Origin of the sequence: Acetobacter estunensis, from assembly GCF_019083805.1 — a bacterium.
Classification (GTDB): domain Bacteria; phylum Pseudomonadota; class Alphaproteobacteria; order Acetobacterales; family Acetobacteraceae; genus Acetobacter; species Acetobacter estunensis_A.
In genome coordinates this window covers 33017-51389 of record NZ_JAHRDV010000011.1, presented here as the reverse complement: position 1 = coordinate 51389, position 18373 = coordinate 33017, and the positions used below count along the sequence as shown (strand labels likewise).

At 57.0% G+C, this 18373-nt stretch carries 17 protein-coding genes; 14 read left to right on the top strand and 3 right to left on the bottom strand.

Going from position 1 to position 18373, the window contains the following annotated elements; translation table 11 throughout:
- The first annotated feature begins 4 nt into the window (after nucleotides 1-4).
- The 14 genes from KUA11_RS12785 to atzF all read left to right on the top strand — a co-directional run bounded on the left by KUA11_RS12785 (nucleotide 5) and on the right by atzF (nucleotide 15362).
- Nucleotides 5-874, top strand: a complete 870-nt coding sequence (locus tag KUA11_RS12785; protein WP_217410862.1) for a Cof-type HAD-IIB family hydrolase — start codon at nucleotides 5-7, stop codon at nucleotides 872-874.
- On the top strand, nucleotides 871-1710 hold the full coding sequence (locus KUA11_RS12780) for a Cof-type HAD-IIB family hydrolase (RefSeq protein WP_217410860.1): 840 nt from the start codon (nucleotides 871-873) through the stop codon (nucleotides 1708-1710). The genes KUA11_RS12785 and KUA11_RS12780 overlap by 4 nt, the downstream gene beginning before the upstream one ends.
- The gene (pgl, locus tag KUA11_RS12775; protein ID WP_217410858.1) at nucleotides 1707-2450 is read left to right on the top strand and encodes a 6-phosphogluconolactonase; all 744 of its coding nucleotides are present in this window, start codon (nucleotides 1707-1709) and stop codon (nucleotides 2448-2450) included. The genes KUA11_RS12780 and pgl overlap by 4 nt, the downstream gene beginning before the upstream one ends.
- Before the next feature lie 15 nt (nucleotides 2451-2465).
- On the top strand, nucleotides 2466-3170 hold the full coding sequence (rpiA, locus tag KUA11_RS12770; protein ID WP_217410855.1) for a ribose-5-phosphate isomerase RpiA: 705 nt from the start codon (nucleotides 2466-2468) through the stop codon (nucleotides 3168-3170).
- A 30-nt stretch (nucleotides 3171-3200) separates the two neighbouring features.
- Nucleotides 3201-3737 carry a gluconokinase gene (locus KUA11_RS12765; RefSeq protein WP_217410854.1) on the top strand — a complete coding sequence of 179 codons (537 nt, stop codon included), beginning with the start codon at nucleotides 3201-3203 and terminating at the stop codon, nucleotides 3735-3737.
- A gap of 141 nt (nucleotides 3738-3878) precedes the next feature.
- Complete coding sequence (locus tag KUA11_RS12760) at nucleotides 3879-4736, top strand: phosphatase PAP2 family protein (RefSeq protein ID WP_217410847.1); 858 nt, start codon at nucleotides 3879-3881, stop codon at nucleotides 4734-4736.
- 345 nt (nucleotides 4737-5081) lie between these two features.
- Nucleotides 5082-6065, top strand: coding sequence for an ABC transporter substrate-binding protein (locus KUA11_RS12755; RefSeq protein ID WP_217410835.1), 984 nt, complete (start codon nucleotides 5082-5084; stop codon nucleotides 6063-6065).
- Nucleotides 6066-6085: 20 nt separating this feature from the next.
- Nucleotides 6086-7051: an ABC transporter permease gene (locus KUA11_RS12750; RefSeq protein ID WP_217410833.1), complete on the top strand. Its 966-nt coding sequence runs from the start codon at nucleotides 6086-6088 to the stop codon at nucleotides 7049-7051.
- Nucleotides 7048-7962 carry an ABC transporter ATP-binding protein gene (locus KUA11_RS12745; RefSeq protein ID WP_217410831.1) on the top strand — a complete coding sequence of 305 codons (915 nt, stop codon included), beginning with the start codon at nucleotides 7048-7050 and terminating at the stop codon, nucleotides 7960-7962. The genes KUA11_RS12750 and KUA11_RS12745 overlap by 4 nt, the downstream gene beginning before the upstream one ends.
- A gap of 11 nt (nucleotides 7963-7973) precedes the next feature.
- Nucleotides 7974-8453 carry a nickel-responsive transcriptional regulator NikR gene (nikR, locus tag KUA11_RS12740; protein WP_217410829.1) on the top strand — a complete coding sequence of 160 codons (480 nt, stop codon included), beginning with the start codon at nucleotides 7974-7976 and terminating at the stop codon, nucleotides 8451-8453.
- A gap of 41 nt (nucleotides 8454-8494) precedes the next feature.
- A complete protein-coding gene (locus KUA11_RS12735; RefSeq protein ID WP_217410827.1) occupies nucleotides 8495-9298 on the top strand; it encodes an urea amidolyase associated protein UAAP1 in 804 nt (267 codons plus the stop codon).
- Between the two features lie 16 nt (nucleotides 9299-9314).
- On the top strand, nucleotides 9315-9959 hold the full coding sequence (locus KUA11_RS12730; RefSeq protein WP_217410826.1) for an urea amidolyase associated protein UAAP2: 645 nt from the start codon (nucleotides 9315-9317) through the stop codon (nucleotides 9957-9959).
- Between the two features lie 18 nt (nucleotides 9960-9977).
- Nucleotides 9978-13517, top strand: coding sequence for an urea carboxylase (gene uca, locus KUA11_RS12725; protein WP_217410820.1), 3540 nt, complete (start codon nucleotides 9978-9980; stop codon nucleotides 13515-13517).
- A 42-nt stretch (nucleotides 13518-13559) separates the two neighbouring features.
- Complete coding sequence (atzF, locus tag KUA11_RS12720) at nucleotides 13560-15362, top strand: allophanate hydrolase (protein WP_217410818.1); 1803 nt, start codon at nucleotides 13560-13562, stop codon at nucleotides 15360-15362.
- 180 nt (nucleotides 15363-15542) lie between these two features.
- On the opposite strand, the gene KUA11_RS12715 is transcribed toward atzF, so the two are convergent.
- The 3 genes from KUA11_RS12715 to KUA11_RS12705 all read right to left on the bottom strand — a co-directional run bounded on the left by KUA11_RS12715 (nucleotide 15543) and on the right by KUA11_RS12705 (nucleotide 18300).
- Nucleotides 15543-16859, bottom strand: coding sequence for a hemolysin family protein (locus KUA11_RS12715; RefSeq protein WP_217410816.1), 1317 nt, complete (start codon nucleotides 16857-16859; stop codon nucleotides 15543-15545).
- 402 nt (nucleotides 16860-17261) lie between these two features.
- On the bottom strand, nucleotides 17262-17666 hold the full coding sequence (locus KUA11_RS12710) for a hypothetical protein (protein ID WP_217410814.1): 405 nt from the start codon (nucleotides 17664-17666) through the stop codon (nucleotides 17262-17264).
- A 124-nt stretch (nucleotides 17667-17790) separates the two neighbouring features.
- Nucleotides 17791-18300 carry a hypothetical protein gene (locus tag KUA11_RS12705; protein WP_217410808.1) on the bottom strand — a complete coding sequence of 170 codons (510 nt, stop codon included), beginning with the start codon at nucleotides 18298-18300 and terminating at the stop codon, nucleotides 17791-17793.
- Nucleotides 18301-18373 lie beyond the last annotated feature (73 nt).

Below are 18373 nucleotides of genomic sequence, written 5' to 3'. Positions count from 1 at the left end.
GTTGATGAGAACCGACGAAGAAGCCCGCCACGACGCCAAGGCCCCTCCGACGGACGTGGTCCGGCTGGTCGTCAGTGACATGGACGGCACACTGCTGACGCCTCACAAGCAGGTCACGCAGGCGACGGTAAAAGCCATTGCTCGTTTGCGTGAAGCGGGTGTGGCCGTGTGTCTGGTCAGCAGTCGCGCCATGCCGGGTGTGACGCGCTATCTGGATGCGCTCAAGCTCGAGACGCCCTGCGCGGCGCTGAACGGCGCGTTGATCCATGATGCGCAGGGTCGCACGCTCTCTTCCCTGACGCTTCCCAAAGATGCTGTACAGGAAACGCTGGATATGTTCAGCGTGCATGACGTCGAGCCGTGGCTGTTTGTCGGCACGGACTGGATCGTGCGGGATGCGACCACGGGGTATGCCCCGCAGGAAGCGAAAACGCTCGGTATTACGCCCAAAGTTGTGAGTGATTTCGGTCCGTTCGAAGATAAGGTGGGTAAACTTACCGGCTCCAGCGCGGATTATGATCTGCTGATCCGGCAGGAAGCCGAGATTGGAGAGTTGCTGGCGGGACGCGCCAGCGTGGCGCGGTCGGCGGATTATTACCTCGATATTACGCCGCTTGAGGCCAACAAGGGGCATGCCTTGCGTGAGTTGGGCAAGCTGATGGACGTGCCGTTGCACGAGATCGCGTGTCTGGGCGACATGCCCAACGACATTCCGATGCTCGACATCGCGGGGCTGGCGATTGCTATGGGCAATGCGACGGACGAGGTGGCGTCGCACGCGCATGTCATAACCGACACGAATGAGAACGAAGGTTGGGCCAAAGCGGTCGAGACCTTCATTCTGCCGCGTGTTCCGGGAGCCACCATGACATGAATGCCTCCCGCGTGCCCGCTGCTGATCCTGCCTCCGTCCGTCTCGTGCTGGCCGATGTGGACGGCACGCTGGTCACGCGGGAGAAAGTTCTGACCGAGCGCGCCATTGCAGCCGTGAAGGCGCTGCGTCGTTTGGGTATTCTGTTCGCCATCACGTCGGGCCGTCCGCCCAAAGGCATGGAAATGCTGTTCGGGCCGCTTGAACTGGACACACCGATTGCCGGATTTAATGGCGGCCTGATGGTGAAGCCCGATTTCTCGGTCATCCAGTCACTCACCTTGCCGCCGGATGTGGTGAAGCAGACGGTTGGGTTGATGCGTAAGCGTGGCGTGGATGTCTGGCTCTATCGTGGCAATGAGTGGCTGGTGCCCGATCTGAACCATCCGCATGTGGCGCGTGAACAGTGGACGGTGAAGTTTCCGCCCATCGTGTGTTCCGATCTGGATACGATCACGGACGGCATCGTGAAAATCACCGGTGTGAGCGATGATCTGTCCTTGATGAAAACGCTGGAAGGCGAAGTGCAGAAGGCACTGGGCAAGCAGGCGTCTGCGGCACTGTCGCAGCCCTATTACCTCGACGTGACGCATCCGGATGCCAATAAGGGCTGCGTGGTGCACACACTTTCGCGCCTGCTCGATGTGCCGCCTGCGCAGATCATGACGCTGGGCGACCAGCCCAATGATGTACCGATGTTCCATGCGTCCGGTGTTTCCGTAGCCATGGGGCAGGCGGTGGACAGTGTGAAGGCGGAGGCCACCTTCGTGACCGCGTCCAGCGAAGATGAAGGCTTTGCCCGTGCGTTGGAAGATCACATTTTGGGAGTAAGGTCATGAATGGGCATGACGTGATGTCGGCTCAGGAAGTCGTGTTGGAGAATGCGGATGCGGTGGCGCGGCATGTCGCCGCGTTTCTGCTGGAAAAAGCCTGTGAAGCACGTAGAACATTTCGCATTGCGCTCTCAGGAGGTTCCACGCCGAAGAAGCTCTACACGCTCATGGCCGCTCCATCTTACGCCAGCCTGTTTCCGTGGAAGAAGGTGCAGTTCTTCTTTGGCGATGACCGCTTTGTTCCGGCGGATTCCCCTGACAGCAACCGGGGCATGGCGCAGGACATTCTGTTCTCGAAAGTGAAAGTGCCAGCCGCTAATATTCATCCCATGCCCGATCGGGGCGATCCGGATGAGGCAGCACGGGCCTATGAAGCCGAGTTGAAGAAGGTTTATGGCGCAGACCGTCTCATGCCCAACAAACCGCTGTTTGACATGGTGCTGCTGGGACTGGGCGAGAATGGACATACGGCGTCCCTCTTTCCCCGCCAGCCGGTTCTGGAAGAGAAGACGCGCTGGGTGGCGCCGTGTGTGCCCGATGACGCACCGCATACGCGCCTGACATTGACCTATCCAGCCATTGCGTCGAGCCGCTATGTGCTGTTTCTCGTCACCGGCACCTCCAAGACGGAAGTGCTGGAGCGGGTGCGGGCAGGCGATCCGGCGGAACCGGCCAGCCGCATTCGTTCGGACGGACAGATCGAGTGGATTGTGGACAGGCAGGCGGCGGGCCAGCCGCAAGAGTGAGCAAGGATAAGAATAATGACAGCACTCACGTCGGAAATGGCAAAGGAACTGAAACGGCAAGCGGCTGAACAGGCGGCAGCACTGGTCGAGGATGGCATGGTCGTGGGGTTGGGCACTGGCAGCACGGCGGCGTTCGTGGTGGCCGCATTGGGACGGCGTCACGCGGAAGGGCTGCGCTTTCTCGGTATCCCGACATCGGTCGCGACCGAAACGCAGGCGCGGAGCCTTGGGATTCCGCTGACGACGTTTTCTGAACATGCGGTGGTGGATCTGACCATTGATGGCGCAGATGAGATCAAGCGTGGCTCGCTGGATCTCATCAAGGGACTTGGTGGGGCGCTGCTGCGTGAGAAGATCGTGGCTGCCGCTTCGAAGCGTCTGGTGATCGTAGCTGACGAAAGCAAGCTTGTGGATCATCTGGGCGCGCACACGCTTCTGCCGGTCGAGGTCACACCTTTCGGATGGGAAAGCACAGCGCGTCATCTGGAGAAATTCGGTGCGCGGATTTCGCCACGTCGCAATCGTGAGGGAGCGTTCTTCGTCAGTGATGGTGGCAACCTGATTCTCGATTGCACCTTTCCAGTGATCGACGATCCGGCGCAGATGGAGCGCGATATCCGCTCGGTGATCGGTGTGGTGGAGTGCGGTCTGTTTGTCGGACTTGCCACGGAGGCCATCGTGGCGGGTTCCGATGGTGTCACCCGGCTGGCGGTGGTCTGAGAACCGATCCAAAAAGGAAGAGAGGCCATCATGGAGCAGCCGGTAGCCCAGGGTATTACGCCGCGTATCGTGGTGTTGATGGGTGTGACCGCCAGCGGCAAGACCATGGTGGCCGAAGGGCTGCACAATCTACTCGGCTGGCCTTTTCAGGAAGGGGACGATCTGCATCCCAAAAGCAACATCGAGAAGATGGCGGCGGGTATTCCGCTGACGGATGAGGATCGTCTTCCGTGGCTTCAGGCCTGTCGTGCGTGGATCGACGCCCGTGCGCGGGAGGGCGGGGGCGGTATCATGTCCTGCTCGGCGCTCAAGCGGTCTTACCGGCAATTGCTGGCCGCAGACGGTGTGGACATCACGTTTCTGCTGCTGAACGTGCCGCGTGATGTGCTCGAACAGAGACTGAAGGGACGCAAGGGGCACTTCATGCCGGCAAGTCTTCTGGACAGCCAGCTTGCCACTCTGGAGCCGCCGGGCCCCGATGAGCATGTGTTGATTTTGAATGCGCTGTCTTCTCCAGCTAGGACGATTGCGCGTGCTTTGGAACTGCTCCGGGTGGATCAGGCTTAGTCTTGCGTGTTGATGTTATAATGTTGCGCTTTGACACACTATAATATTTTTTGTCGATTGCTTTGGTGTAAAAAAGAGAAGAAGTATTTCGGTTTTGGAATGTCCAAGTAAGTGCTTGGATATCTGAGGCTGGAATCGCGTATGGAATACCCGGATAAATCACTGAGTCGTAAAACGATTTTGGTCGGATCTGGCGTTCTTTTTGTTATTCTGACGGCTCTGGCTCGGTTTCATGTGGGATCGGGCGATTACGCCATTGTTAAAGCTTTAAATACGCTGGCAAACCGATCTTATATTATCGATGCACTCTTGTACTGGTTTACATCCGATGGTGTGACTGTGGCTATTGTTGTCGCGGTCCTATTCGGTCTGTGGTTTGCGCATCCCTCTCGGACAGACCGCGGCATCATTTTGTATGGGCTCGTTTTTTCCATGCTGGCCGGTATCCTAAGCCGGTTGGCGCAGCTTGCCGTGCGAGGTCATGTGCGGCCCTTGCATGATGCAGATATACATGTGGTGCTGCCTTTGCCGGTGGATCCGACATCCCTGACAGGTTGGGGATCGTTTCCCAGCGATCATGCCGCCTTGCTTGCCGGTCTCGTGCTGTCTGTATGGCTGATTTCACGTCGTATTGGTCTGGTGCTGATAGGCTTTGCCATTCTGGTCAATCTTTGCCGAGTCTATTTCTGCATACATTATCCTACCGATGTGCTGGCGGGTTCGGCATTGGGCGTTTTTGTTGTGGAATTAGGTCTGCCTCTGATCCGGTCATACCCTGTTCAGGCGGCTCTGGATTTTGAACAGCGTAGGCCTGGCGTTTTTTATGGCCTTTTCTTGTACGCTAGCTTCTCCGTTGCCAGCATGCTGCTCAGTGTGCGTGATGAAGCCCAGACCATCAAACACGCGATCAAAGCCACGCTTCATATTCCAAGGCATCATCATGGTGAGTTGGGCGGGAAAAGTGGCGGCTGCGAAGGTGTCATATCAGAGGAGAGATAGGGGACGTTTCTCAATCCGCTGATGGTCGTCTTTTCACCGCAAAGCCTAGCCTCGTCATCCTAGATTGTAGGTGTCTGCGTTGCTCTCGAGTATCGATTCAAGAATAGCAAATTATCGACAGTCCACCCCGAGTCCAATGCACATGATTACGGCTGTCATGTGCATTTTTTCATTCATCCTTCAATTTTAAAATTACATCATCTTCAGATAAGACAATAAAATCAACACATTATGGTAAAATATATTTTAGTTTCGGGATAAAAACATTTTTATGTTGCAATGGTCGGGATTCCACCGGAGAATGAGTAATACGATTTTCCTAATTCGTATTACCGGAGTCTGTCCATGCGCCTGCTCTCATCTCTTCGCAAAGCCCTGTTTGCTGGCGTCTGCGCTGTTGCGACTCTCGCCTCAGCGTCCGCCGCGACATTGAAGATCGGTTACAGCGATTGGCCGGGCTGGGTGGCATGGCAGGTGGCTATCGATAAGGGGTGGCTGAAAAATGCAGGTGTAGATGCGGACTTTCAGTGGTTCGATTACAGCGCTTCGCTCGATGCGTTTTCCGCGCACAAGCTGGATGCCGTCATGGCCACGAATGGCGACGCTCTGGTGACGGGCGCGAACGGCCATAAAGGCGAGATGATCCTCGTTACCGACTATTCCGACGGTAACGACATGGTGGTGGCCCAGCCAGGAATCACCGATATGCAGGGCCTTAAGGGTAAATCGATCGCGGTCGAAGAGGGCCTCGTCGACCATCTCCTTCTGCTTACGGGTCTGGAAAAGGCCGGTATGAGCGAGAAAGATGTGAAACTGGTCAACACCAAGACCAATGAGACACCGCAGGTTCTCGCTTCAGGCGAGGTTGCGGCAGTGGCTGCCTGGCAACCTAATGCCGGACAGGCCCTGCACATGGTGCCTGGCGCGCGTCCGGTGTTCACGTCGCACGAGGCGCCCGGTCTGATCTACGACACGATTGTCGTGGATCCACAGTCCTTGCATGACAACCGGGATCAGTGGCAGCGACTGGTCGGTGTATGGGATCATGTCGTGGCCTACATTAACGATCCGAAAACACAGCCTGAAGCCTTGCGTATCATGGCGGCCCGCACGGGTATCTCTCCTGATGCTTACAAGCGTTTTCTTAAGGGGACGCATCTGTTGACGATTGCGGATGATAAGACTGTTTTCACAAAGAAGGACGGTCTGGGTTCGCTCTATGGTTCCACAGCCGTCTCCGACTCCTTCAATGTTCGTTATGGTGTCTACAAGACGTCGCAAAATGTAGATAGTTACATCGACCCGTCCTTCGTAGAATCTGCGAAATAAGGCTGAGGCAGGAGACCGCCATGCAGGGCTTTTCCGCCTCGTGGAGATTGTATGGTCGGACCGATCGGACAGCGCGTGGCGTGTTCGGTGTTCTGGCGGTGCTCCTGCCTTTACTCGCCTGGAGCGCTGTGAGTTACCTGCCTTTCGTGTGGCATCCACAGGTGCTCATCACTGATCCCGGCGGCGAAGATTATCTCGAATCCGGCATGCGGATGAATCGTGCGGATTTCAGTCGTGCCGTGGGCGAGATGCGAACAAAAAACCTGCCTGTTCCGCAGGGAGTTGCGACAAATCCCGTCTATCTTCCTTCTCCGGGTGAGGTGCTGACGGCTTTTGGTCGCGCCTTCACGTCTTCGGCTCCAACGGGTGCGGAGCATTCCATCACGCAGGCCTTCGGGCACAGCATCCAGATCATTTTCTGGGGGTTCGTCATCTCTTCACTGATCGGTGTGCCGCTTGGAGTGCTTTGTGGCGCTTTGCCTGCCGTGGCGCGCCTTGTTGAGCCGTCGGTGGATTTTTTCCGTTATCTGCCAGCTCCCGCCTTCGGTGCGCTCGCAGTGGCTATTCTTGGTATCTATGACGCACCCAAAATCGCCATCATCGTTATCGGCACGCTGTTTCAGCAGATACTGGTCATTGCCAACACCACCCGTAAGCTGGATTTCGCGCTGATCGAAGCGTCTCGCACGCTCGGTGCGAAGGGCTTGAAACTGCTCTTTCGTGTGGTGATACCGGGCATTCTACCCGATCTTTACCGCGACCAGCGTATCCTTCTTGGCTGGGCATGGACATATCTGATTGTGGCGGAACTGATCGGCACGTCTTCGGGTATCACCTGGTTCATTACTCAGCAGGCACGTTACCAGCATTTCGACAATGTGTATGCCGCCATGGCCCTGATCGGCATTGTCGGGTTGGGCACGGACATGGTGCTTGGTTTGCTCGCCCGCAGACTGTTCACGTGGAAAAGGGAGAGTGACGGATGACTGAGCATTGTCTCCCTGACTATCGCGTGTTGCCAACGGATGTCGCCGAGCGCATGGCGCAGATCAGGCAGCGCGAATGTGTGCTGGAAATCGATCATGTTGGAAAAGTCTTTGCACAGAAGCGCAATAAGACCATAGCGCTTGAAGATATCGAGTTCGGTGTTCATCGGCGCGAATTTGTCTGTGTTGTCGGCCCCTCGGGTTGTGGCAAATCGACCTTGATCCGTATCCTTGCCGGACTGGAAGATGCTACCTCTGGCCGCATCCTCGTGGATGGAAAGCCAGTAAATGGCCCCGGCCCTGATCGGGGCATGGTGTTTCAGAAATACACGCTGTTTCCATGGTTGGATGTTTGCCGCAACGTGATGTTCGGCATCGAAATGGGCGGTACGGATCGTGTGGAAGCGCGACGTCAGGCCATGCAATGGCTTCAGATGGTGGGGCTGGAACAATTCGCCACGTCTTTCCCGCATCAGCTTTCTGGTGGGATGCAACAGCGTGTGGCCATTGCCCGTGCGCTGGCGGCACGCCCCCGCGTGCTGTTGATGGATGAATCGTTCAGCGCTCTGGATGCTCAGACGCGGCTAAAGATGCAGAACTATCTGATGGAGATTTGGCGCAAGATCGACATCACCATTGTTTTCATCACGCACGATCTGGACGAGGCCATTTATCTGGCGGACCGGATCCTTGTGCTCAAGCCCCGTCCCGGTCGGGTGGAGGAGGTTATCGAAGTACCGCTTTCACGCCCACGTCGAGCGGCGCAGATGACCTCGGACGAATTTCTCGCGACGAAAGCCCATCTGGAGGCGCTCATCCGATCCTTTGGTGATACCACCGAGGAAACGGATGAAGGAGGGGAAGATTTCGATATTCCGCTCCTCACCCTCGTGACAGACAAGGCGGAGTAGGAAGCGCAGCAATGAGCAGTCGGGAAACAAAAGAACAGGTCAGCCGTGTCAGCATTTCACTGCCGCCGGGGATCCTGCATGAACTGGACGCCATGGTGGCGGAGAAGGGCTATGCCAGCCGTTCACAGGCCATCCAGAACATCCTGCATCAGGAACTTATGGCGTCGCGTAAAGATAGTGCGGATGAACTGATGGCGGGTGTCATCATTCTCTTCTACAATAACGCGGCAACCGGACTTTCCCAGAAGCTTGCCGAACTGCAATACGAGAATCTGGCCGAGGTTATTAGCTCTCTGCACGTCAACCTTGTGCGTCGTCAGACGCTTGAAGTTCTTCTCGTGCAGGGAAAGGTGAGAAAACTTCAGGAAATCGCAGATCAGTTCATGACGCAGTCCGGCGTTATTTCGGGAAAGCTTCATCTGATTGCGTCCCTGATTCCACCTGTCCATGAGAAGGGGCGTGCGCCTGCCCTCGACATGACCCCGTTCTGACAAACGTGTTTTCAAATTACTCCGTAATATAGGAGCGTTCCATGCAAATCGACCAACAGACTCCCGAGTGGTATCGCGCCCGCTACAACCAGCTTCGCGATCAGGCGCTTCTTGCCGAGAGCAGCACACGTCCGGCCTTTACACCCATTGAGATGACGGAAAGCCGCGTTCTTCATCGCGAAACCATTCCGGGTGGGTGGTACTGGAGCACGATCCTGCCGCGTGGACAGGCTCTGCGCCTGATTAACACGTCTGGCAATAAGGGTGTGTCTGTCGCACTCTGGAATGCAGACGATCACAGTGAGCGATACAATGCGGGCGACACCATCAAGCTGCAATGGACCACCTGTCTGACGACAGGCCGTGTTCTGTTCTCGGACATGGGGCGTGTGCTGGCCTCCATCATTGGCGATTCCTGCGGATTCAGCGATACGCTGGTGGGGGGGAGCACCCCCCAGAGCAACGCACGGAACTTTGGCCATGCCGGTCTCCGCAACACGCGCAATAATCTGCGCTTGGTCGCGGGAAAGCACGACATGGCGCAACATGATGTCACCTCCTGCATCACCTTTTTTTCGCATATCAGCACGCAGGCGGATGGCAGTTTCCGTTGGATTGAAGGCGATGTGCGGGCGGGTGATCATGTCGATCTGCGTGCTGAGATGAATCTTCTCGTTGCTGTCTCGAACTGTCCGCATCCTTTGGCACCGGAAAAAGCGTTCGAGCCCGGTCCGATCGATGCCGTGCGCTGGCAGGCTCCTCCCTTCAAGCCGGATGATCTGTGCCGGACGTTTTGCGAGGAAGCCCGTCGCGGTTTCGAAAACACCGATCCTCTCTTTATTTGATCCGAAAGCCAGATCCATGCCCGAATATGACATCAGCAAGGTTTTCTCGACCGTCACTCTCGATCAGATTGTAGCGGCTCGTGTGCCGTGGTCAGGAGTGGTCCGCAAGGGACAGGTGCTGCGCATTATCGATCTTGAAAGCCAGCAGGCGGTGGACGCCTTGTTCTACAATGCTCACGCTTATCATGAACGGTACAGTGCGCAGGATACGCTGGTGAATCAGGGGGCTGCCTATATCGGAAAGGGTGGGCGTCTGTTTTCCAATGAGGGCAACGTCCTCATGACCGTTGTTGAAGATACCTGCGGGCGGCACGACACTCTGGCAGGAGCGTGCAGTTGTGAATCCAATACGGTACGCTTCGGTCATGAAACGAAATACATGCATGCCTGTCGTGAAAACTTCCTTCTGGAAGTAGAAAAATACGGTATGAGTAAGCGTGATATCGTCAACAACGTCAATTTCTTCATGAATGTTCCCATCATGCAGAATGGTGAACTTGTGATTGATGACGGTCTTTCCGCTCCCGGTGGTTTCGTTGATCTGCGCGCGGAAATGGACACGCTCGTGGTGCTGTCGAATTGCCCACAGGTAAACAATCCCTGCAACGGCTTCACGCCCACGCCCATCCGCGTGGTCATCGGTGATCCCGCTACCAACTGACACACCGGAAGATCCGCCATGTTCACCAAGGTTCTCATCGCCAATCGTGGAGAAATCGTCCGGCGGGTCAGCCGCACGCTTCGGCGCATGAACATCGCATCCGTCGCGGTGTGTTCGGAAGCCGACCGTTTCACGCCTCCCGTGCTGGAAGCCGATAACGCTGTGCTGATCGGGCCGTCTGCGGTGACGGACAGTTATCTGAACATGGACGCCATTCTGGATGCCTGTGCCAGCACGGGAGCGCAGGCAGTCCATCCCGGTTATGGTTTTCTGAGTGAGCGCGCGGAATTTGCCGAAAAACTGGCTGAGCGCGGTATCTGTTTCATGGGGCCGCGTCCGGAGCATATGCGCGCGTTTGGCCTCAAGCACACCGCGCGCGAACTGGCCCGCCAGAACAACGTGCCGCTTTTGCCGGGTTCCGATATTCTCGACACGGCCGATGAAGCCGTAACCGAGGCCGCGCGCATCGGGTATCCCGTCATGCTCAAGAGCACGGCAGGCGGTGGCGGCATCGGCATGCAGGTCTGTCACAATGAGGCTGAACTGCGTGACTGTTTCGCAGCTGTCTCGCGCATGGGGGGCAACAATTTTGGTGACGCCCGCGTCTTTCTGGAGAAATTCATAGCTTTTGCACGCCATGTCGAAGTGCAGATCTTCGGTGATGGAAAGGGGAATATTCTCACACTGGGTGAACGCGACTGTTCGCTTCAGCGCCGTAACCAAAAGGTCATTGAGGAAATTCCGGCGCCCGGTTTGTCGGATGCGACGCGCAAAGGGTTGCGTGAAGCCGCCCGCGCTCTCTGCGCTGCTGTTGCGTATGAATCCGCAGGCACGGTGGAGTTCATCTACGATACCGAAAGCGGGGAGTTCTATTTCCTTGAGGTGAATACGCGCCTTCAGGTCGAGCATTGCGTCACGGAAGAGGTGTTCGGGATCGATCTGGTGGAATGGATGGTGCGTCAGGCGGATGGCAGCTTGATCCTGCCATCGCAGGACAGCCTTATGCCGCAAGGTGCGGCGGTGGAGGCCCGCGTATATGCCGAGAACCCAGCGGAGAACTTCCGTCCGTCAACAGGCCGTTTGACAGAGGTACATTTCGCACAGGATGTGCGTGTGGACGGATGGATTGAGACCGGCACGGAAATTACGCCTTATTACGATCCGATGCTGGCCAAGGTCATTGCGCGTGGCGCTACACGCGAGGAAGCATTTCGCAAACTTAACGAGGCGCTCTCAGTCACCCGTATCGGTGGCCTGGAAAGCAATCTCGATTATCTGCGCGCCATCACTGCTGCTCCCGCCGTGCTTGAGGGTCACGTTTTCACCGGTCTGCTCAACAGTTTTTCTTATACGCCGACAACAATCGAAGTCATTGCTCCGGGTCTGCAATCCACCGTGCAGGATTGGCCGGGTCGTATCGGATATTGGGATGTGGGCGTTCCGCCCAGCGGACCGATGGACGATCGCAACTTTCGACTGGCCAATCGCATTGTGGGCAATGCAGATGGTGTGGCGGCGCTGGAGTTTACGGTTTCCGGACCGGTTCTGCGTTTTAATGCGCCTGCCACCATCGGTCTTGCGGGGGCGTTCATGCCCGCCACACTTGATGGACGGGAGTTGCCTTACTGGGAGCCGATTGAGGTTCTTGCCGGTCAGGTTCTGGCTTTGGGGCAGATCAAGGGTGCGGGACACCGCACTTATCTGGCCATTCGTGGTGGCATTGATGCGCCGCTTTATCTTGGATCGCGCGCTACGTTCATGCTCGGTCAGTTCGGTGGTCATGCGACCGGTCAGCTTCGCACGGGAGATGTCCTGCGGCTTGCGGCACCTCAGGCTGACGCTCTGCCAGTCACCACCATTCCGCTGGAAGACCGTCCGGAACTGACACGCACATGGGAACTGGGTGTGCTGTACGGCCCTCATGGCGCACCGGATTTTTTTCGTGATGAGGACATCGCGGAACTGTTTTCCAGCGCATACGAAGTTCATTTTAACAGTGCACGCACAGGGGTGCGGCTGATCGGTCCCAAGCCACGCTGGGCTCGCACGGATGGCGGTGAGGCAGGGCTGCATCCTTCGAACATTCACGATAATGCCTACGCTATCGGCGCAATCGACTTTACCGGTGATATGCCCATCCTGCTCGGTCCCGATGGTCCGAGCCTGGGTGGCTTTGTCTGCCCCGCCGTGCTCACGCGCGATGAGTTGTGGAAGATGGGGCAGCTTCATCCGGGCGACAAGGTGCGTTTCCGCCGAGTGCAGCCGCAGCCGGTGAGTGTCGCTTTTCTGTCCACGCCGATTGTGGGTGACAGTCCCATTCTGTTCCGCTCCAAGGGCGAGATTCCGGTTGTGTATCGTCGCGCGGGCGAGAACTATCTTCTGCTTGAATTCGGGCCGCCGGAACTTGACGTTACGTTGCGTCTGCGCGCCCAACTGGTGCTCGAACGCCTGAAAACCGAGGCGGTGAAAGGGATCATCGATCTGACGCCCGGTATCCGTTCGTTGCAGATTCACTATAACCCCGATGTCATCTCGTTGTCCTCGCTTCTGGAAATCCTGCACACCATCGAACAGGCACTTCCTTCCGGCGACGACGATATCGTGGTCCCAAGTCGTATCGTGCATTTGCCTGTCTCGTGGGATGATGAGCAGGCGCGACTGGCCATGCAGCGTTATCAGGAACTCGTGCGGCCCAATGCGCCGTGGTGTCCCTCCAACATCGAGTTCATCCGACGTATTAACGGATTGCCTTCCATTGAAGCGGTTAAAGAGATCATCTTTAACGCTTCTTATCTCGTGATGGGTCTTGGAGATGTTTATCTCGGCGCGCCTGTCGCCACACCGATCGATCCGCGCCATCGTCTGGTGACAACCAAATACAATCCGGCTCGTACATGGACGCCGGACAATGTGGTGGGCATTGGCGGTAGCTATATGTGCATCTATGGCATGGAAGGGCCGGGCGGTTACCAGCTTTTCGGCCGCACCACACAGGTCTGGAATACATGGCGCACGACCGATGTGTTTCACGAAGGTAAGCCGTGGCTACTGAGATTTTTCGATCAGATCCGTTTCTATCCTGTCTCGCATGATGAACTGATGGAGGCCCGCGCGGCGTTCCCATATGGCCGTTTTTCCGTAAAGATCGAGGAGACGCAGTTCAGCCTGCGCGATTATCGCGCTTTCCTTGAAGCTAACAAGGAGGAGATCGCCGCTGCTCGTGCCCGTCAGCAGGCGGCCTTCGAGGCGGAGCGACAGGACTGGATTGCGAAGGGACTCGATACCTTCGAGGAAGAAACGAACGACAATCAGGCGGATGAGTCCATCCTTCCTGAAGGGCATATGGGTGTGGACAGTCCGGTGCCCGGCAGCGTGTGGCAGCTTCCCGTAAACGTGGGAGACCATGTGAAGGTGGGGGACACGGTTGCAATCATCGAGTCCATGAAGACGGAGATGAAGATCGTCTCGCCGGCAACCGGCGTCGTGATCGAGATTCTCTGCCGTAAGGGGCGAGAAGTACGGGGCGGCGAACGGATCATGGTTGTCCGCACGAACTGACTTTCTATGAGTGGATCTGGGCTGAGAGAACAGGAAAACATCATGAACCTGCCAAACATGTTGCAGATAGAATCCCTTCTTTCCGCCTGTCGTGCTGGAACGCTTACGCCCACAGATATCGTGCGTGAAGTTGTTGCGCGTATCGATGCCTATGCCGTCAAGGATACCGCCGTCTGGATTAGTCGTGTTCCGACAGAACGGCTGTTGTCTCGTGCCGCCGAACTGGAAAGACAGTCTGCCGCTGATCTGCCGCTTTATGGCATCCCGTTTGCTGTGAAAGACAATATTGACGTTGCGGGTCTGCCGACAACGGCAGCCTGTCCTGCGTTCGCTTATGAGCCTAGTGAAAGTGCCGAGGTTGTGCGGCGCCTTGAAGCTGCCGGAGCCATTGTCATCGGCAAAACCAATCTTGACCAGTTTGCGACCGGTCTTGTTGGGATGCGTTCGCCTTATGGTCAACCGCATTCCGTGTTTAGTCCTGAATATGTCTCAGGTGGTTCAAGTTCCGGGTCAGCTGTGGCCGTTGCGGCCGGATTGGTGTCGTTTGCGCTTGGAACGGACACGGCGGGTTCGGGACGGGTTCCGGCGGCGTTCAACAACATCGTCGGACTCAAACCGTCACGCGGTATTCTCAGCACGTATGGACTCGTCCCCGCTTGTGAATCTCTTGATTGTATATCGGTTTTTTCGGGTTCTACGTCCGATGCATGGAAAGTGGAGCGGATTGCGGGAGCGCCAGACGAGCGGGCACCTTATTCACGTGCGCTGTGTTCGCGTCCTTTGCCGCTCACGACATTTCGTTTCGGGATTCTACGGAAAGAAGATCGCTTTTTTGATGGCAATGAGGCAAATGCCGTCCTCTACGCCCGGGCCATCAGTCTGCTTGAACAGCTTGGGGGCACGCATGTCGAACTGGATTTTGCGCCTCTCAAGGATACGGCAGCGCTGCTCTATAATGGACCTTTCGTCGTCGAACGACTTGCGGCCATAAAGGATTTTCATCGTACACATCGAAAGGATATGGATCCCACCGTTGGCACCATCATTGACGATGCTGAAAAATATACCGCCACAGATGTCTTTGATGGGATCTATCGTCAGCATGGTTTTCAGCAAGTGGCGCAGCGTATGTGGGCTGATTTTGACGTCATGCTGCTGCCGACCGCGCCGCGTATCGTCACGAAACAGGAAGTCATTGATCGGCCCATTGCGGCCAATAGTCTGCTTGGGGCTTACACGAATTTCGTGAATCTTCTCGATATGGCGGCCTGCGCTGTTCCTGCTGGCTTTGCGCCGGATGGCCTTCCTTTCGGTGTGACATTCGTGGCTCCGGCTTGCACGGACGAGGATCTGGCGGCACTGGCTGGACGTTTTCACGAAGCTTTGGGTGAAGCCGTTGGGGCAACGCGCACGGATCGCCCCATGGGGGAAAAAGCGGAGGATATCCCATCCCGCGAGCGTGTGCTTCTGGCTGTGGTTGGGGCTCATCTGAAAGGATTTCCCCTGCATTGGCAGCTTGAGCACGAGCACGCTGTCCTGCGAGCCACTACGCGCACTGCCCCGGACTACCGGCTTTTTGCGCTGCCCGAGACCACGCCACCCAAGCCCGGTCTGGTGCGGGAGCGAGGTTTTGCGGGGAAAGGGCTGGAAGTTGAGATCTATGAACTGGATGCCGCAGGCTTCGGACGTTTTGTCGCTTCCGTTCCGCAACCGATGTCCATCGGGCGGATTACCTTGGCGGATGGAAAGGAAGTCTGCGGGTTCCTCTGCAGCGAAGCCGTGGCTCGCAGTGGCACTGACATTACCGAGACGGGTGGCTGGCGGTATTACATGACGGAGCGGTGATCCTGCCGTGTGGTTTGAAGGGTTATCTGTGGTTTTGTGTCTGATTCATGAGATCAAGATGGATGATTGCCGCACGCGAACCGGATACGTTTGATCGCAGTGTCGATGATCCACATCGCCGTGGCAGGCGGTATGCTGCGGCGATATACTTTCATGGACTGATTCGAAGTTTCCTGCCTGTCAGGACGTCAGGACATCTTGATCGGCTGTAGTCCGCGTCACCAGAAGCTGGTTGATGCGAAAGCCTTCGACGTCCACAACTTCGAAACGGAAACCGGCCGCATCTGTATGATCGGCCTTTCGGGCCATACGCCGCAGGCGGTGCATGACGAAACCGGCGATGGTGTCGAAATTGGTGCTATCGGGCAGATCCGTCACACCAAGTTCGCGAATGACGTCTCCAATAGGAGCCGCGCCGTCGATCAGCCACGAGTTGTCATTGCGCCGGACGATGAGCTGTTCCTCGAACGGTGTGGCCAGACCGTCCGTCAGCGCTCCCATGATGTCCTTGTAGGTGATGAGACCCACGACGGTTCCGTATTCACTGATGATGAGCGCGAAGCCCGTGCCCAGTGTATCGAGTTGCGCCAGCGTATCCCACAGGTTGAGTGTTTCGGGCACGGACAGCACATCGCGGCGCAGACGGGTGAGAGGGGCAGCGTTGGCGTCGGTCGCGGCCGCAACGATGATGTCCTCGATACGGATGGAGCCGATGACGTGGTCCAGACCGCCTTTGCACAACGGGTAGCGTGAGTAGGGATGCTGGAGCGCCTTCGCGCGTTGGCTTTCCACGGATTCGAGAATGTCGAGATAGACGATTTCGTCACGTGGCGTCATCGCGGAGCTGACGGAGCGGTCCTGAAGTCCCAGCACGTTCTGGATCATCAGGTGCTCCTGTTCCAGCAGGACGCCCGAGGCGGTGCCGGCCGCAAGGATGGCGCGGAGATCTTCGGGCGTGACTGGCTCTACGGCAGACGCCGCGGGAATCTTGAGCGCCCGCAGTAGCGCGTCGGAGATTTTCGAGAAGACCCAGACGAACGGAAAAAGCAGATGCAGGGCTGTCGCGGGAAACCAGCCGATGGCCAGAGCAATGCGATCCGGTGCGTTCATGGCGATCCGCTTTGGTAGCAGATCGGCAAAGATGACGAAGGCGGCGGTGATGAAAATGAAGCTTGCGGTAGAGCCAAGACTGTCGGCGGTCGTGGCGGAGAGGCCCCAGCCGGAGAAGATCGCTGAAATGGCTGGGCTGAGCATATCCGAACTGATGATACCGCCCATGATGCCCACGGCATTGAGCAGGATCTGGAGCACTGTCATGACCTGACCGCTGTTGCGGCGCAGGGCGAGGAAGGCAGTTGCGCGTTCATCTCCCGCCTCGGAGCGGGATCGCAGTCGGACGTCGCGGGCGGCGGCGAACGAGATCTCGGAAAGCGAGATGAGGATGTTGATGGCAATGAGCAGGACGACAGCGAGGACGCCCATCAGAAGCAGGAGCAAGGGACACCGGTTTTGTTGGTGATCATACCCCTGTGGAGTGTGATCTGTGGGACACCCTATACTCTGTCACGAGCACAGATTTCCAGTTCTCCTTTTTGTGCCCGGTATTTTTTGCAGGAAGGTAAACGCGGGGTGCGTGTGGAAAGATAAGCCCGAGTGAAATGCGCGGTGCCGTGCGCCGGGCCATGGCAAAACGCCCGTCATGCTCCGTTGAGACGTTGCTGCTCTTTCTGCCGAGCGTGGACGAATGTTGGGGTGTGTTCGGTGACCATTTGAGGACGCGCGCGAGAAACCGGCTTTTTATCGAGACGGAAGCCCCGATGAACTGAGGTCGTGCAGGCCTCAGTTCATCCACCGTTTATGGCATCGCAAGTGGTAACTTTTTCGCAAAATATGCGCGTGTCACCACTGACCCAGAAGGGAGTTCGCCGAATCCCGGGTGGCCTTGAGCTGGTCTTTCTTCTGTTTCCATGCATCGGTTGCAGCCTGCTCACGGTTGGATACGCCGTCGCGATAGCTGTTGATGCGATTGTTCACGCTATCCTTGTCCTGCTGCCAGGAGTTGGTGGCCGACTGCTCACGCTGAATCAGACCGTTACGATAGTCGTTGATTCGATTGTCCACGCCCGAAGTGGTGTTCTGCAGATTCTGGCGCACCGCGTTTTCACCGGACTGACGCGCGGCATCGAACATGGATTGACCGATTGACTGCCAGCCACCTCCGCCATCCGAGGTCTGGGCGCGCAGATCGGTCGCTGTGACGGCCAGGGTCAAAAGGGTAAGGGTGGTGAGACCTATCTTTTTCATCAGCAACATCCTGCTGTTATTCCAAGGCATAGTTTGCGAGACCGTATCGGCTGGTAATACGGCATACCCGTTTCAAAGTGTAAGAATGAACCGTTTTTTGTTGGAAAAACGGCGACCTTGCGTTTCAGGGCACGTCCCGTGGAGCGGTAAGGGTGGAGATTACACGGGCATCGAGCTGCTGGTTCTGGGCCGCCCATTGCATGGAGGCGCCGGAGGCGTCGAAGGACGTGTCCACGCCATCTGGCGTCAGCAGTCCGAAGACCTGAAAATATTGCAATTTGTCAGGGCGGATGGGCTGACCGTTCCAGACCCAGGTTTCCGAACGCCCCACCATGGCCGCCACTGTCGCGCAGGGTTTTGCCTGCGTGAGAGAGGCAGGGGCGGTAGTGATGAACGCCTCGGTGCGTTTCTCGCCCTCGACCGTGTTGCTGGCCAAGGCAGTGGGCGGTCCTTTCGAATAGCCTGCGAATACGAAAATCGTATCAGCCGGAACTCCAATCGGTCCGTTGGCGAAAAGCTGATGCCACGCGGCCGCATCGATCGGATCCTGCTGGGCGCAGATACGGACCTGCTGCGCTGTGGCTGTGCCAGAGAGAACGAGCAATCCCACCATCGCTGTAACTGCTCGGTGCATGCCGCTTTTTCCTCCTCCGCTGCCCCTTGGGTTCCGCTGCAAGCAAGCATGATGAGACGTGTGCAGGAAGCGG